Raw genomic sequence first — 16,722 nt, 5'->3', positions numbered from 1 at the left:
TGACAGACCGGCTGCGCCCATAAGCGCGGAGTTACCGAAGTGACCCGTCATGAGTGAGAGCAGTGGACCGGCAATGCTCGAAGTCGGGCAGAAAGTGGAAGATTCCTGGAATCCCGGAACTCCGAGCATCCGGACCACGCGCTTCGCTCGCGGTCGGCCACCGCCGTACGGTCAGCCCTCGCGGGTTCCCGCGTACATCTCGTCGATGAGGTGCTTGTACTCGCGCTCCACCACCGGGCGCTTCAGCTTCAGGCTCGGGGTGATCTCGCCGTGCTCGACGTCCAGGTCGCGCGGCAGGAGGCGGAACTTCTTGATGGTCTGCCAGCGCTGGAGGCCCTCGTTGAGCTGCTTGACGTAGCCGTCGACCATCCCGACCGTGACTGGGGCGGCGACGACCTCGGCGTACGACTTGCCCTCCAGGCCGTTCTCCTTGGCCCACTCCAGGATCGCCACCTCGTCGAGGGCGATGAGGGCGGTGCAGAAGTTCCGGTCGGCGCCGTGCACCAGGATGTTGGAGACGTACGGGCACACCGCCTTGAACTGGCCCTCCACCTCGGCCGGCGCGATGTACTTGCCGCCGGAGGTCTTGATGAGGTCCTTCTTGCGGTCGGTGATGCGCAGGTAGCCGTCCGGGGACAGCTCGCCGATGTCGCCGGTGTGGAACCAGCCGTCCGCCTCCAGGACCTCGGTGGTCTTGTCGGGCAGCCGGTGGTAGCCCTGCATGATGCCGGGGCCGCGCAGCAGGATCTCGCCGTCGTCGGCGATGCGCACCTCGGTGCCGGGCAGCGGCTTTCCGACGGTGCCGGTGCGGTAGGCCTCGCCGGGGTTGACGAAGGAGGCCGCGGAGGACTCGGTGAGGCCGTAGCCCTCCAGGATGTGGATGCCGGCGCCGGCGAAGAAGTAGCCGATCTCCGGGGCGAGCGCGGCGCTGCCGGACACACAGGCACGCAGGTTGCCGCCGAAGGCCTCGCGGATCTTGGCGTAGACGAGTGCGTCGGCGACCTTGTGCCTGGCGCCGAGGCCGAAGGGCACGGCGTGGGTGCCGGTGCGCTTGAAGTTGTCCTGCGAGACCCTGGCGTACTCGCGGGCGACCTCGGCCGCCCACTGGAAGATCCGGTACTTGGCCGCGCCGCCCGCCCGGGCCTTGGCCGCCACGCCGTTGTAGACCTTCTCGAAGATGCGCGGCACGGCCGCCATGTACGTCGGCTGCACCACCGGCAGATTCTCGATGATCTTGTCGACGCGGCCGTCGACGGCCGTGACGTGCCCGACCTCGATCTGGCCGGAGGTGAGGACCTTGCCGAAGACGTGCGCGAGCGGCAGCCACAGGTACTGGACGTCCTCGGCGCCGATCAGGCCGGTGGAGGCGATCGCCTTCGCCATGTACGACCAGTTGTCGTGCGGCAGCCGGACGCCCTTGGGGCGGCCCGTGGTGCCGGAGGTGTAGATGAGGGTGGCGAGCTGCTCCCTGCTGATCGCGCCGACCCGTTCCTTGATCAGCGAGGGCTGCTTCTCCAGGTGCGCGGCGCCGCGGCTCTCCAGTTCGGCGAGGCTGAGCACCCAGTCCCCGGTCTCGACACCGGCCGGGTCGATGACGACCACGTGGTGGAGGTCGGGCAGCTCGGAGCGCTTCTGGAGCACCTTGGCCAGCTGGTCGGCGTTCTCCGCGATGAGGACCTTGCTCTCGGAGTCGGAGAGGATGAAGGCCGACTCCTCGGCGTTGGTCTGCGGGTAGATGGTGGTGGTGGCAGCGCCGGCGCACATGATGCCGAGGTCGGCGAGCAGCCATTCGACGCGGGTGGAGGAGGCGAGCGCCACGCGCTCCTCGGGCTGCACGCCCAGCTCGATGAGTCCGGCGGCGATCGCGTAGACCCGCTCGGCGGCCTGCGCCCAGCTCAGCGACTTCCATTCGTCCGGGCCCTCACCCGAGGCCGGGGGCACGGGGTACCGGTAGGCCTCGGCGTCCGGCGTGGCCGCGACGCGCTCCAGGAAGAGGGCCGCCACGGACGGCGGACGGTTCTCGATCAGGGTCTGTGCGTCGCTCACGACATCCTCCGGGGCCCGCAACGATGCGGCTGGCTCAGTGCGGCTGGGTGTACTCACGGGCGGTGTTCGAGCTGTTGTTTAACTCGCGAGTAACTATCGAGCAGGGATCAGAGTAAAGCGCGACCGGCCACCGCGTAAGGGGCAGTGGCCTGTCACTTCCTACAGAGAGCGACCGGCCGCACGCACAGGGGCCCGCCACGCTTTCGCACAGCGGACCCCTTTTCCACCCGGTTTGGCGGGGCGGGACGCCCCCACCACGGGTAACCGTCGGTTACTTCTTGCCCCTGGCCGACCCCGCGCTGTCATCGCTGGAGAGCACCGCGATGAAGGCCTCCTGGGGAACCTCCACGGAACCCACCATCTTCATCCGCTTCTTGCCCTCCTTCTGCTTCTCCAGCAGCTTCCGCTTGCGGGAGATGTCACCGCCGTAGCACTTGGCGAGGACGTCCTTGCGGATGGCGCGGATGGTCTCGCGGGCGATGACCCGCGAGCCGATGGCGGCCTGCACCGGCACCTCGAAGTTCTGCCGCGGGATCAGCTCCTTGAGCTTGGCGACGAGCCGGACGCCGTACGCGTACGCCTGGTCCTTGTGGGTGATCGCCGAGAAGGCGTCGACCTTGTCGCCGTGCAGCAGGATGTCGACCTTGACCAGGCTCGAGGACTGCTCTCCCGTGGGCTCGTAGTCCAGCGACGCATAGCCGCGGGTCTTGGACTTCAGCTGGTCGAAGAAGTCGAAGACGATCTCCGCTAGCGGGAGCGTGTAGCGGATCTCGACACGGTCCTCGGACAGGTAGTCCATGCCTAGCAGGGTGCCGCGCCGGGTCTGGCACAACTCCATGATCGCGCCGATGAACTCGGTGGGCGCGAGGATCGTGGCCCGCACGACCGGCTCGTGGACCTCGGCGATCTTCCCCTCGGGGAACTCGCTCGGGTTGGTGACCGTGATCTCCTCGCCGTCCTCCATGATCACCCGGTACACCACGTTGGGCGCGGTGGCGATCAGATCGAGCCCGAACTCGCGCTCCAGCCGCTCGCGGATCACGTCGAGGTGCAGCAGTCCCAGGAAGCCGACACGGAAGCCGAAGCCCAGCGCGGCGGAGGTCTCCGGCTCGTAGACCAGGGCGGCGTCGTTGAGCTGCAGCTTGTCCAGGGCCTCGCGCAGGTCGGGGTAGTCGGAGCCGTCCAGCGGATACAGGCCGGAGAAGACCATGGGCTTGGGGTCCTTGTACCCGCCGAGTGCCTCGGTGGCCCCCTTCGCCTGGCTGGTGATGGTGTCACCGACCTTGGACTGGCGGACGTCCTTCACACCCGTGATGAGATAGCCCACCTCGCCGACGCCGAGCCCGTCGGCCGGGAGCATCTCGGGCGAGTTGACGCCGATCTCCAGCAGCTCGTGGGTGGCGCCGGTGGACATCATCCGGATCCGCTCGCGCTTGTTGAGCTGGCCGTCGATCACACGGACGTATGTGACGACGCCCCGGTAGGAGTCGTACACGGAGTCGAAGATCATCGCGCGGGCGGGGGCGTCGGCGACGCCCACCGGGTGCGGGATCTGCTCGACGACCCTGTCCAGGAGCGCCTCCACGCCCAGGCCGGTCTTCGCGGAGACCTTGAGCACGTCGTCGGGCTCGCACCCGACGAGGTTGGCGAGCTCCTCGGCGAACTTCTCCGGCTGCGCGGCCGGCAGATCGATCTTGTTGAGGACCGGGATGATCGTGAGGTCGTTCTCCATCGCCAGGTAGAGGTTGGCGAGGGTCTGCGCCTCGATGCCCTGGGCGGCGTCGACGAGGAGGATGGTCCCCTCGCACGCGGCGAGCGACCGCGAGACCTCGTACGTGAAGTCGACGTGCCCCGGGGTGTCGATCATGTTCAGGATGTGCGTGTTGCCCGGCTCGTGGGTCGGGGCCCACGGCAGACGCACCGCCTGGGACTTGATCGTGATGCCGCGCTCGCGCTCGATGTCCATGCGGTCGAGGTACTGAGCGCGCATCTGCCGCTGCTCGACCACGCCGGTCAGCTGGAGCATCCGGTCGGCGAGCGTGGACTTGCCGTGGTCGATGTGCGCGATGATGCAGAAATTGCGGATCAGAGCCGGGTCGGTACGGCTCGGCTCGGGCACATGGCTAGGGGTCGCGGGCACGCAGGGTCCTGATTCTTGAGGCGTCCGCATAACGTGTGCTTGTCCGTCTGCGGTCTCGGGTCGGATCGATACGTAGCCTCCATGGTCCCACGGCCGGGGACCTGGGACGGGTTTGGGCCACTGGGAGAGCCACTGGTAGTCTGAGTGGCTGTGTCTCATGCCCCTCCGCCGGAGGTCGCGGGAGGCACGTCTTCAAGAAATCACCGGCGCGTGAGGCGGGCCGCCAGCGGTCCTGTCCTTGCGTGCCTGAATCTGTAGAGGCTCATTCGTGGCGAACATCAAGTCCCAGATCAAGCGGATCAAGACCAACGAGAAGGCTCGGCTGCGCAACAAGGCCGTCAAGTCCTCCCTGAAGACCGCGATCCGCAAGGCCCGCGAGGCCGCTGCCGCGGGTGACGTCGAGAAGGCCACCGAGCTGCAGCGCGCTGCCGCGCGTGCGCTCGACAAGGCCGTCTCGAAGGGCGTCATCCACAAGAACCAGGCCGCCAACAAGAAGTCGGCGCTTGCTTCCAAGGTCGCGACCCTCAAGGGCTGAACCACCCCTTGATCTGACCGCCGGAAGGACCCCGGGCGGGCCCTCTCTCATCCGCCCCCGACCGGCACCCCCGAGTCCGTACGCGGCCTGCGTTCGCCACGCGGGTATGGACTCATCGGCGTGAACCCGAGGCCCCGGCCCCTTCCCCTTCCCCAGGGGAGGAGGCCGGGGCCTTCGGTGTGCCGTACGCCGGGGCGTGTCCCCGGCTACGCCCGCCCTGGACCGGTGCGCCGGGGCATGTCTCCGGCTACGCCCGTCCTGGACTGGTGCGCCGGGGCGTGTCCCCGGCTACGCCCGTCCCCGGGACCGCGCCGCCCGGGCGATCGTCACGACCGCCTTCTCCAGCGCGTACCCCGGATCGTCTCCGCCGCCCTTCACCCCGGCGTCGGCCGCCGCGACCGCCCGCAGCGCCACGGCCACCCCGTCCGGCGTCCAGCCCCGCATCTGCTGCCGCACCCGGTCGATCTTCCACGGCGGCATGCCCAGCTCCCGGGCGAGGTCGGCGGGGCGGCCGCCGCGCGCGGACGACAGCTTGCCGATCGCGCGCACGCCCTGCGCGAGTGCGCTGGTGATCATCACGGGGGCCACTCCGGTGGCCAGGGCCCAGCGCAGGGCCTCCAGGGCCTCGGCCGCGCGCCCCTCCACCGCCCGGTCGGCGACCGTGAAGCTGGAGGCCTCGGCCCGTCCGGTGTAGTACCGCCCGACGACGGCCTCGTCGATCGTCCCCTCGACGTCGGCGACCAGCTGGGCCACCGCCGACGCCAGCTCCCGCAGATCGCTGCCGATGGCATCGACCAGCACCTGGCACGCCTCGGGCGTGGCCGAGCGGCCCCGGGCGCGGAATTCCTGCCGCACGAAGGCCAGCCGGTCGGCCGGCTTCGTCATCTTCGGGCAGGCCACCTCCCGGGCGCCGGCCTTGCGCGCCGCGTCCAGCAGCCCCTTGCCTCTGACGCCTCCCGCGTGCAGCAGCACGAGGGTGATCTCCTCGGCGGGCGCCCCCAGGTACGCCTTCACGTCCTTGACCGTGTCGGCCGACAGGTCCTGCGCATTGCGTACGACCACGACCTTGCGCTCCGCGAAGAGCGACGGGCTGGTCAGCTCGGCCAGCGTGCCGGGCTGCAACTGGTCCGGGGTCAGGTCCCGTACGTCCGTGTCGGCGTCGGCGGCCTTCGCGGCGGCCACCACCTCCTGCACGGCACGGTCGAGCAGGAGGTCCTCCTGCCCGACGGCAAGCGTCACCGGGGCGAGGGGGTCGTCATTCGCAGTCTTCCTGGCCATCGCGTCAAGCATCCCACGGGCCACTGACAACGCCGGCGGACGGACTCCGGGTCTCCGGCTACGGCTCCTCCCGCCAGCCCTCCCACTCCCCCGCGAACGCGTCCAACTCCTGCGGATCCAGCCGCCCCTCCTGATCCCGCAGGACGACGAGCCACTGGGCGTCCTCCGCGTCGTCCTCACCGGCCAGCGCGTCGCGGACGAGCCGCGGCTCCTCCTGGAGCCCGAACCGCTCCCCGAGCGCCTCGGCCGCGTCTTCCGCGGCATCGCGGTCGGGCAGCACCAGCACATGTCTCACATCACTCACGGAGCCATTCTCCGGCACCCCGGCCGACGCGACTCAGCCGCTCCCACCCATGCCCCGCCGCGACTCAGCCGCTCCCACCCATGCCCCGCCGCGACTCAGCCGCTCCCACCGAAGTCCCGCACGGTCGGTGCGGAGGCGAGTGCGATGCCGAACCGGTCCCGGTAGACCGCGAGCACCTCCTCGTCCGAGGTCAGGTCCCGCACCTCGCGCGTCCCGTCGGCCCCGGTCGTGGTGAGGGTCCGGCCGCTGAGGGTGACCCGCCCTCCCCCCTCCGCGAGGCGGGAACAGACCAGTGACCGCGTGAAGTGCGAGGCCGGCGAGGTGCTGTGCCACCAGGCGCCGGCCACGAAGTCACCCAGCACCCGCGGCCGCGCCTCCAGCCGGTACTGGGGCCTGCCGTCCCGCAGGACGTCCACGTCGGCGGAGTCCACCGCTGAGGCAGGCCCCCGCGCCCCGGCCGCGTCCGGCGCCGCCTCCACGATCCTGAACGTGCCGCCGGGCTCGGCCTGTTCGCCCCGCTCGCCGAACGCCAGCGGAAAGTGGCTGAACGCCCCGAAGCCCACATCGGCCAGCCAGTCGCCCCCGTCCACCGTCCGCACCCGCAGCGCGAGATGGTCGTACGGAATCCCGAGCCGCCCCTCCTCTCCGTACACCCGCCCCGCGAGCAGCGTGACGTCGAACCCGAGGGCCGCGAGCAGCGCTCCGAAGGCCCCGTTGAGTTCGTAGCAGAACCCGCCCCGGTGCGCGCCCACCATCTTGTCCAGCAGCCGTTCTTCCTCCAGCACGATCTCCTCACCGAGGTGGATCGACAGGTTCTCGAACGGCACGGTCCGCAGGTGCCGCAGCTGCAGCCCCCGCAGGACGTCGACGGTGGGACGCGCCGGGCGTTCGGCCCCGAGGCGGCGGAGATAGGCGTCAACCAGTGCGGCATTCATGCCCTCAGTCTCGCGCCACCCCCAACCGGGCGCCCGCCCCGGTGACCGCCAGCGCGCCGTCCCGGTCCGTCCGCAGCACCACGGCGCCCTCCGCCCGCAGCGCCGCGACCGTGCTGGGAGCCGGATGCCCGTACGGGTTGTCCGCGCCGCAGGAGATGAGCGCCAGCCGCGGGGCCACCAGGTGTATGAGGTCCGGATCCTGGTGGGCCGAGCCATGATGGGCGACCTTCAGCACGTCCACGCCCACCAGCTGCGCGGCCGTCGACGCTGTCAACAACGCCCGCTGTGCCATGGGTTCGAGGTCGCCGAGCAGCAGCAGCCGCAGTCCGCCCGACCGGACGAGCAGCGTCACGCTGGCGTCGTTGGGCCCCCCGGGGCCGGGGGCCAGGGGCGATGGAGGTGTCTCCCCACCCGGGCTCGGCCGAGGGCCCGGAGGAGGCCACAGCACCTGCCAGGACAGCGTGCCCTGACGCCGCTGTTCCCCGGCGACCGCGCGGGTCAGCGGGATGTGCCGGGCGGCTGCCTGTCTGCGTACGAACTCCGCCTGGTCGGCCGGTTCTTCGAACCCCGTCGTCTCGATCGCGCCCACCTGCCGGCCCCGCAGCACTCCTGGCAGACCGGCCACGTGGTCGGCGTGGAAGTGGGTCAGTACCACCAGCGGAATCCTGGTGATGCCGAGTGCGCGCAGACAACGGTCGACCGGGGCCGGGTCCGGCCCGGCGTCCACCACCACGCCGCTGCCCTCACCCGCCGCCAGCACCGTCGCGTCGCCCTGGCCCACGTCGCACATCGCGAACCGCCACCCCGGCGGCGGCCATCCCGTGATCACCCTGGTGAGCGGCGGCGGTTGCACCACCACGAGCAGGAGCAGCACCCCGCACACGGCGCACAGCCACGGATGCCTCAGCAGCCGCCGCCCCACAAGCACCACCGCGGCGGTGACGAGGGCCAGCAGCAGCGCCCCGGCCCAGCTGCCCGGCCACTCCACTCCCCCGCCGGGGAGCGCCGCCCCGGTCCGGGCGATGTCCGCGATCCACCCGGTCGGCCAACTCGCGCACCAGGCAAACAGCTTCGCCACCGGCATCGCGAGCGGTGCCGACACCAGCGCCGCGAAGCCCAGCACCGTGGCGGGCGCGACCGCCATCTCCGCGAGCAGGTTGCACGGCACCGCCACGAGACTCACCCGCGCCGACAGTACGGCCACCACCGGCGCGCACAGTGCCTGCGCCGCGGCTGCCACGGCCAGCGCCTCGGCCAGGCGGGCGGGCACACCGCGCCGGAGCAGCGCGGCACTCCAGCGGGGAGCCAGCGTGAGCAGGGCGCCGGTGGCCAGTACGGACAGCAGGAAGCCGTAACTGCGGGACAGCCACGGGTCGTAAAGCACCAGCACCAGCACGGCCGTGGCCAGCGCCGGAACCAGCGATCTGCGGCGGCCGGTCGCGAGGGCGAGCAGCGCGACGGCTCCGCAGGCCGCGGCCCGCAACACGCTCGGGTCGGGTCTGCACACGACGACGAACCCCACGGTGAGCAGTCCTCCGCACACCGCCGTCGTCCGCAGCGGGAGGCCCAGCCTCGGCGCGAGGCCGCGGCGCTCCACGTGCTGGGCCAGCGCGGGCGGGCCGATGAGCAGGGCGAGGAGGATCGTCAGGTTGCTCCCGGATACCGCCAGTGTGTGCGCGAGGTCCGTCTCCTTGAACGCCTCGTCCAGCTCCGGCGTGATCCGCGAGGTGTCCCCGACGACCAGCCCCGGCAGCAGAGCCCGCGCGTCCGCCGGCAGTCCGTCGGTCGCCGCGCGCAGTCCGGCGCGCAGCCGGCCCGCCAGCCGCTGCGGCCCGGACGGCCGGCCCACCACCTCGGGTGCGGCCCGGTCCCGCAGTCGCAGCACCGCCGCGATCCGATCGCCTCCCGTCAACGGCGGGGCGAGGCGCGCCGTCACTCTCAGCCGCGTGGACGGCAGCAGCCCGAGCCACGGCGAGCGCTCCGGCCCGTCTCCGGTGAGGCGTCCCGCCGCGGAAGCGCCGCCCCGCCCCGAGGCCGTCGCCCGCGGAACGGCGTCGACCAGCATCAGCACCGGTGTGCGTGTCTCCACGGCCGTCGTTGCGCCCGCCCGCTCGACGCGCCGCACCTCTGCCTCGATCAGCACGGAGGTGCGTGCCATGTGATCGCCGCTGACCCGGGGGCGGGTGAGCCGGGGATCGGAGGTCACCTCGACCTCCGCGGTCACGGTGGCCAGTTGCCGCGCCAGACCAGGTACCGGTCCGCGCCGCAGGTCCGCTCCGTGCAGCCCGGCGGAGGCAGCGGCGGCGGAGGCGCCGAGCAGCACGGCGGCCAAGGAGGCCCGTGCCCCGGCACGCCGGGCGGGACGGGTCGGTGGCCGCGGAGGCCGGGAGTGATGCGCGGGGGGCCACCAGGTCGATGGGGGCGGTGGCGGTTCGACCGGTGGGCCGGCCTGGCTCGCACGCCTCGCATGCCTCGCAGGTGTCGCAGGTGTCGCAGGTGTCGCGGCTGTCGTCTGAGTGGGCAATGCTGCCCTTGTGGTCTGAGTGGCCAGTGTCGCCGGTGTCACAGAAGTCGCAAGCGTTGAGCTGTCGGTTGCGGTCGAAGGGGCTTCTCCTCCGCGCCGGAGGCCGAGCAGCAGTGCGGCTGCGGCGAGGCAGGCGATCGCGAAAGCGGTCACCCATTCCGGCGAAGCATCCAGGGCCAGAGCCGCCGTCGCCCAGGCGGCGAGCGCTGCCGGGACGAGTCGGAGATCCGTCGGTCCTTCCTGCCGCGGACGGGCGGCGCCCAGCCGCTTGCCCGATGCGACGTGCACGGCCGGTCGGGCGCCCGAGGCATCGGCGTCGTGGGGTTCCGTGCGGGGGTCCGGGTGCGGTCCGGAGGGCTCCGCAAGAGGGGGGCCGCCCAGGTGCGTCTGCGGTTGGGGAGGCTCCTCGGGAACGGGGCTGCCCGGATGCATGGGCGACCTGTCGTGCCCGGCGGAGGCGGGGCTGCCCGGGGCCTTTCGGGCGGGGGGCGGATGCCATGGCGTGTCCTCGGGAGATGCGGGAGGGCCGTTCATGGCCGTACCAGGTTCCGCAGGTCGCCGAAACGGTGGTCGCCGATGCCGTTGACTTCGCGCAGTTCGTCCACCGAGCGGAAGCCGCCGTGGCGCGTGCGGTAGTCGATGATGTGCTGGGCCAGCACAGGACCGACGCCGGGCAGGCCCTCCAACTGGTCCGCGGTGGCCGTGTTGAGGGAGACCGGCGTCGCGGAAGCCCCCGGCGTTGCCGAGCCGGCCGCGCCGCCCACTGCTCCGCCCACCGCGCCGGCTGCGGGTCCGATGACCGGGAAGGGGCCACCAACCACCACCTGCTCACCGTCGACGAGAAAGCGGGCCCGGTTGAGACCGCCGATGTCGGTGCCCGGCCGCACCCCGCCCGCCGCCTCCAGCGCATCGGCGACCCGTGAGCCCGCGGGAAGGCGGTGGATCCCGGGGTGGCGTACCTTCCCGCTGACGTCCACCACGATCTCCGGGCCTGCCGACGCCCTGGCGCCGATGGTGCCCGGCGGAGCGGCTGAGGCACCGGACGCGGCGCCCTTTTCCTCTCCCCGGCCTGTGTAAGGGGCCACGGCACGCACCACCTCGGGCGCCCTCACCGGCTGTGTGCGGCCGCTCCAGAAGTGCTGCACGGCGAGGATGACGGCGGCGACGAGCACCACCGTCAGCGCGATCACACTCCTGCGCTCCAGACCACACCGCGTCTGCAACCAGAGCGGCATCCGCTCCCGCAGCGCGAGCCCGGCTCTCCCATGCCAGGGCCCGGCCGTGTGTCGAGCAGCCGTACCGACGTCGGACACGGGTGCCGGGGCCGGCAGGTCCGGCACCCGCAGGTCACGACCCGCCCTGCCCGCGGCGCCGCCCACGCCTTCGGCGACACCGCGCGAGGCCTCCTGGGCGCCGCCCGTCCGGTGCGGGCCGGTCGGCGCGCCGTGCCCTCGCCCGTCCTCCCCAGCGCCCTTCCCCGCGTCCTTCCCCGCGTTCGCCTCCGCGCCCTCCCCCGGGTTCGTCTCCGCGTGCCGCTTCGCCCACGACGGCCGCCTGCTTGGCCTGTGGCTGATCAGTGCCGTTGGTGCCACATCCATCTGCTTGACGGCAGTCTCCGGTGGCCCGCTCCCTGACTCCCCCACCCATGTGGCCCGTTCGGCGAACAGCGCCTCCGCGCGCCGGTGCAGTTCCTCGGCCGACGCGTGACGGTGCCGGGTCCCGCGTCGGGCGGGTGGGCGGCGGTGACGGGTCCGGCCGTCGGATGCGGGGCCGCGGCCCGGACCACTGGTCGCGGTCGCTGTGCGTGAGCGTGATCGAAATGCCATGCGACGAGGATCGAACACCTCGCCACCTTCGCGATGATCTTGCCCAATTCCAGGGGATTACCCCCCGGTTGTGGATAACTCCGTCACCCACACGAGTGCTCGCCCACACTCACCCGGCCCGGGCCATCACCGATGGCGTCACCGAGGCATCAGCCAGACCTCAGCGAGGCATCAGCGGGGCGAGACGACAACTCCCAGCAGGCCAGGCCCCGTGTGCGCCCCGATCACCGCGCCGACCTCACTCACATGAAGGTCGGCCAGCCCGGACACCCGCGCCCGCAGCCGGTCCGCGAGAGCCGACGCACGGTCCGGGGCGGCGAGATGGTGGACGGCGATGTCGACGCCGGCGCTGTTCGCCCGTTCCGCCGCGATCTCCTCCAGCCGGGCGATCGCCTTCGAGGCCGTCCGTACCTTCTCCAGGAGCTCGATGCGGCCGCCCTCCAGTTGGAGCAGCGGTTTCACGGCGAGCGCGGAACCGAGCAGGGCCTGCGCGGCGCCGATGCGGCCGCCGCGGCGCAGGTAGTCGAGTGTGTCGACGTAGAAGTAGGCGGACGTGCCCCCCGCTCGCTTCTCGGCGGCCGTGACCGCCTCGTCCACCGTGCCGCCCGCCTCCGCGGCCTCGGCCGCGGCGAGCGCGCAGAAGCCGAGCGCCATGGCGACCATCCCGGTGTCCACCACCCGCACCGGCACCGGCGCCTGCCGCGCCGCGAGCACCGCCGCGTCGTACGTACCCGACAGCTCGGCGGACAGATGCAGGGAGACGATGCCCGTGGCACCGGACTCGGCGACCTTGCGGTAGGTCTCGGCGAAGAGTTCGGGACTGGGGCGCGAGGTTGTGACCGACCGCCGTTTCTGCAGGGCCTGGGCCAGGGATCGGGTCGAGATCTCGGTGCCCTCTTCGAGCGCCTGGTCACCGAGGACCACGGTCAGGGGCACCGCGGTGATGCCGTGGCGCTCCATCGTCCGCGGCGGCAGGTAGGCCGTTGAATCGGTGACGATAGCGACATGGCGGGACATGAGCTGGAGGTTACCTGCCGTAGCGCCCGGACGGCAGCCCGGGCCCTCCCACCAGGTGCACGAGTGGCCGGATCAAGTCGTGCTCTCGGGGCGGGGCTTCCTCTGCCAGGGGTACCCGGGGCGCTGGCCGGGCGGGGTGATGGCGGGCCGGGCGGCCTCCTGCGCCGAGGGCGGCTGCGGGGTCCCGGGCCATGTCTGACGGTCCGCTTCGGTGGTCGGCGGCTCCGGCCACGGCGGAGGCGCCGGGGCGGGATCGGCCTTCGTCCAGTGGCGCAGCGCGTCGGCCTCCACGTCGATCTGGCTGCTCAGCACCTCCAGGTCGTCGTCGGCGAAGCGGCGCGCACGGTCGCGGGCGGCCCAGCGCAGGGAGTCGGCCGACTGTGTGATGCGCCGGGTGCGCTCGCGCAGGCCCTCAAGCCGCTCGGCGAGGGTCGCCCGGTCGGGCTCGGCCTCCAGACGCTTGAGCTCTTCGTCGAGTTCGCGGCCGTGCACGCTGAGGCGTTCGAAGAGGGAAACGGACTCCTTCAGGGACTCGTCCTCATGTGCGCCCGCGTACAGGGCGTCCTGCGTGGCACGCATCGACGTGCGCAGGGTGAGCCTGAGCTGGGCCAGCTCGCCCGCGGGACCGGGCTGGGCGAAGGATTTGGCCCGCAGTGTGTGGTCCTCGACCGTGCGCCGGGCCTGCGTCAGGGTGCGGTCCACGCCGCGCTTCGCGGCGCCGACCACCTTGACCGTGACGAAGGCGCCCAGCACCAGGAAGAGCACGAAGAGCAGGGCGAGGACGGTGACAGCTGCTTCCACGACGTTCCTCCATCCGGCTCCGGGCGGCACGTGCCGCGCCGCTCTTCAACGGTAAACGCAACGGGCAGGCCCCGGGTTCCAGAAAAACCCCGAACCTGCCCGTAGGGGACTACCCCGAGACGCCGGCGCGCTGCTCCCCGGCAGTTACGCCGTCAGACCCTCGGAGTCACACCCATCACACCCATCACGCCCATCACGCCGGAACGATGTTCACCAGCTTCGGCGCCCGCACGATCACCTTGCGGATGCCCGCGCCGTCCAGCGCCGCGACGACCTTCTCGTCGGCCAGCGCCACCTTCTCCAGCTCCTCCTCGGAGATCGAGGGGGACACCTCCAGGCGCGCCTTGACCTTGCCCTTGACCTGGACGACGCAGGTCACGGTCTCGTCGACGACGTACGCCGGGTCGGCGACCGGGAAGTCCTGGTGGACGACCGAGCCGGTGTGGCCCAGCTTGCGCCAGAGCTCCTCGGCGATGTGCGGGGCCAGCGGCGCCACCATCAGTACCAGCGGCTCGGCCACCGACCGCGGGACCGGGCCCGAGGCCTTGGTCAGGTGGTTGTTCAGCTCGGTGACCTTGGCGATGGCGGTGTTGAAGCGCAGGCCCTCCAGGTCCTGGCGCACGCCGTCGATCGCCTTGTGCAGGGCACGCAGCGTCTTCTCGTCCGGCTCGGCGTCGGTGACGGTGACCTCGCCGGTGGTCTCGTCGACGATGTTGCGCCACAGCCGCTGCAGCAGCCGGAACTGGCCGACCACCGCGCGCGTGTCCCACGGCCGCGACACGTCCAGCGGGCCCATCGCCATCTCGTACAGGCGCAGCGTGTCGGCACCGTACTCGGCGCAGATCTCGTCCGGAGTGACGGCGTTCTTCAGGGACTTGCCCATCTTGCCCAGCAGGCGGGTGACCTGCTCGCCCTGGTAGTGGTACGCGCCGTCGCGCTCCTCCACCTCGGCGGCCGGCACCGCGATACCGCGGCTGTCACGGTAGACGTAGGCCTGGATCATGCCCTGGTTGAACAGCTTGTGGAACGGCTCGGCCGAGGACACGTGGCCCAGGTCGTACAGGACCTTGGACCAGAAGCGGGCGTACAGCAGGTGCAGCACGGCGTGCTCGGCGCCGCCGACGTACAGGTCGACGCCGCCGTGGGGCATGCCCTCGCGCGGGCCCATCCAGTAGCGCTCGATCTCCGGGTCGACCAGCTTCTCGCTGTTGTGCGGGTCCAGATAGCGCATCTCGTACCAGCAGGAACCGGCCCAGTTGGGCATGGTGTTGGTCTCGCGGCGGTACTTCTTCGGCCCGTCCCCCAGGTCCAGGGTGACGTTGACCCAGTCCTCGTTGCGCGACAGCGGCGTCTCGGGCTGGGTGTCGGCGTCGTCCGGGTCGAAGGTGCGCGGCGAATAGTCCTCGACCTCGGGCAGTTCCAGGGGCAGCATCGACTCGGGCAGCGCGTGCGCCACGCCGTCCTCGTCGTAGACGATCGGGAAGGGCTCGCCCCAGTAGCGCTGCCGGCTGAACAGCCAGTCGCGCAGGCGGAAGTTGACGGTGCCCTCGCCGATGCCCTCGCGCCCCAGCCACTCGGTGATGCGCGCCTTGGCCTCGACGACCCCCAGGCCGTCCAGCTGCACGTCGTCACTGGAGGAGTTGACGATCTTCGCGTCGTACGCCACGAACGCGTCGTCCCAGGTGGACGGGTCGGTGCCCCGGCCGTCGGTCGGCTCCACCACGCAGCGCATCGGCAGTTCGAAGGCGCGCGCGAAGGCGAAGTCACGGCTGTCGTGCGCCGGGACGGCCATGATCGCGCCGGTGCCGTAGCCCATCAGGACGTAGTCGGCGATGAAGACCGGGACCTGCTCGCCGTTGACCGGGTTGGTGGCGAAGGCACCGGTGAAGACGCCGGTCTTGTCCTTGGCCTCGGCCTGCCGCTCCACGTCGGACTTGGAGGCGGCCTGGGCGCGGTAGGCGGCGACGGCCTCGGCGGGGGTCGCGTGGCCGCCGGTCCACACCTCGTGCGTCCCCTCGGGCCAGGCGGCCGGGGTGAACTTCTCGACCAGCGGGTGCTCCGGCGCCAGCACCATGTAGGTCGCGCCGAACAGGGTGTCCTGGCGCGTGGTGAAGACGGTGATGTGCTCGCCGTCGATCGGGAAGTCGACGCGGGCGCCCTCGGAGCGGCCGATCCAGTTGCGCTGCTGCAGCTTGATGGCCTCGGGCCAGTCCAGCTCGTCGAGGTCCTCCAGCAGCCGGTCCGCGTAGGCGGTGATGCGCATGTTCCACTGGCGCAGCCTGGCCTTGAAGACGGGGAAGTTGCCGCGCTCGGAGCGGCCGTCGGCGGTGACCTCCTCGTTGGCCAGCACGGTGCCCAGGCCGGGGCACCAGTTGACCGGCGCGTCGGAGGCGTAGGCCAGGCGGAACGCGCCCAGGACGTCGGCGCGCTCGGTGTGGCTCAGCTCCCGCCACGCGCGGGTGTGCCCGGGCACGGGGCGCTCACCGGTGTCGAACTGCTCGACCAGCTCGGAGATCGGGCGGGCCCTGTTCGCCTCGTCGTCGTACCAGGAGTTGAAGATCTGCAGGAAGATCCACTGGGTCCACTTGTAGTAGTCCGGGTCGATCGTGGCGAACGACCGGCGCTTGTCGTGGCCCAGGCCCAGCCGGCGCAGCTGGGCCTTCATGTTCTCGATGTTGGCTTCGGTGGACACGCGCGGGTGCGTGCCCGTCTGTACGGCGTACTGCTCGGCGGGCAGGCCGAAGGCGTCGAAGCCCAGGGTGTGCAGGACGTTGTGGCCGGTCATCCGCTGGAAGCGGGCGAATACATCGGTGGCGATGTACCCCAGGGGGTGGCCGACGTGCAGGCCCGCACCGGAGGGGTACGGGAACATGTCCATGATGAACTTCTTGGGCCGGGCGACCAGCTCGGGGTCGCCGGCCAGGTCCCCCTTGGGGTTCGGCGCGGCGTACGTGCCGTTGGCGTCCCAGAAGTCCTGCCAGCGTGCCTCGATCTCGGCCGCCAGGGCAGCCGTGTAGCGGTGCGGCTCGGCCTCCGCCGACACGGCAGCGGCGGCGGGATTCGTCTCGCTCATGATCCTCAAAGCTCCATCGGTCGTCTCTGCCAGCGGCTGTGACAGCCAAGAAACGAAAAATCCCCTCGCACAGGAGGGGACGCCGCGCCGATTCCGACCATCCGACTCGCCCGGTGGTCGGGGCTGATCAGCGCGGCTCGCTAAGCAGAAGGCGTACGGCACGCATGGCGTCAGGGTACCGCAGGCGTCGCATGCGGGGCGACGAGCCTCCGGCGAGGGCGGGAAGGTGACCGGAAGACGGCG

At 71.5% G+C, this 16,722-nt stretch carries 11 protein-coding genes; 1 reads left to right on the top strand and 10 read right to left on the bottom strand.

Annotation, left to right across the window (positions count from 1 at the left end; genetic code table 11):
• Positions 1-171: 171 nt before the first annotated feature.
• Together AB0A61_RS21750 and lepA are read right to left on the bottom strand one after the other, a co-directional pair.
• Complete coding sequence (locus AB0A61_RS21750) at positions 172-2,046, bottom strand: AMP-dependent synthetase/ligase (RefSeq protein WP_361294435.1); 1,875 nt, start codon at positions 2,044-2,046, stop codon at positions 172-174.
• 271 nt (positions 2,047-2,317) lie between these two features.
• Entirely contained in the window at positions 2,318-4,186 is a 1,869-nt protein-coding gene (gene lepA, locus AB0A61_RS21745) for a translation elongation factor 4 (protein ID WP_361294432.1), read from the bottom strand.
• A 268-nt stretch (positions 4,187-4,454) separates the two neighbouring features.
• On the opposite strand from lepA, the gene rpsT reads away from it, so the two are divergent.
• A complete protein-coding gene (rpsT, locus tag AB0A61_RS21740) occupies positions 4,455-4,721 on the top strand; it encodes a 30S ribosomal protein S20 (RefSeq protein ID WP_061922887.1) in 267 nt (88 codons plus the stop codon).
• 288 nt (positions 4,722-5,009) lie between these two features.
• On the opposite strand, the gene holA is transcribed toward rpsT, so the two are convergent.
• From holA to leuS, 8 genes are all read right to left on the bottom strand, one after another.
• On the bottom strand, positions 5,010-5,999 hold the full coding sequence (holA, locus tag AB0A61_RS21735) for a DNA polymerase III subunit delta (protein WP_361294429.1): 990 nt from the start codon (positions 5,997-5,999) through the stop codon (positions 5,010-5,012).
• A gap of 58 nt (positions 6,000-6,057) precedes the next feature.
• A complete protein-coding gene (locus tag AB0A61_RS21730) occupies positions 6,058-6,303 on the bottom strand; it encodes a hypothetical protein (protein WP_361294426.1) in 246 nt (81 codons plus the stop codon).
• A 95-nt stretch (positions 6,304-6,398) separates the two neighbouring features.
• Positions 6,399-7,238: an arylamine N-acetyltransferase gene (locus AB0A61_RS21725; RefSeq protein ID WP_361294423.1), complete on the bottom strand. Its 840-nt coding sequence runs from the start codon at positions 7,236-7,238 to the stop codon at positions 6,399-6,401.
• A 4-nt stretch (positions 7,239-7,242) separates the two neighbouring features.
• Entirely contained in the window at positions 7,243-10,194 is a 2,952-nt protein-coding gene (locus AB0A61_RS21720) for a ComEC/Rec2 family competence protein (protein WP_361294420.1), read from the bottom strand.
• A gap of 98 nt (positions 10,195-10,292) precedes the next feature.
• On the bottom strand, positions 10,293-11,360 hold the full coding sequence (locus AB0A61_RS21715) for a ComEA family DNA-binding protein (protein WP_361294417.1): 1,068 nt from the start codon (positions 11,358-11,360) through the stop codon (positions 10,293-10,295).
• 399 nt (positions 11,361-11,759) lie between these two features.
• On the bottom strand, positions 11,760-12,605 hold the full coding sequence (locus tag AB0A61_RS21710; RefSeq protein WP_361294414.1) for a DegV family protein: 846 nt from the start codon (positions 12,603-12,605) through the stop codon (positions 11,760-11,762).
• A 72-nt stretch (positions 12,606-12,677) separates the two neighbouring features.
• A complete protein-coding gene (locus tag AB0A61_RS21705) occupies positions 12,678-13,406 on the bottom strand; it encodes a hypothetical protein (RefSeq protein WP_361294412.1) in 729 nt (242 codons plus the stop codon).
• Between the two features lie 193 nt (positions 13,407-13,599).
• A complete protein-coding gene (gene leuS / locus AB0A61_RS21700; protein WP_361294409.1) occupies positions 13,600-16,479 on the bottom strand; it encodes a leucine--tRNA ligase in 2,880 nt (959 codons plus the stop codon).
• Positions 16,480-16,722 lie beyond the last annotated feature (243 nt).

It is taken from the genome of Streptomyces sp. NPDC046197, from assembly GCF_040646295.1.
In the GTDB taxonomy this organism is placed as follows: domain Bacteria; phylum Actinomycetota; class Actinomycetes; order Streptomycetales; family Streptomycetaceae; genus Streptomyces.
The sequence above is the reverse complement of the archived record's forward strand: the minus strand, read 5'-3'. Positions and strand labels throughout refer to the sequence as shown.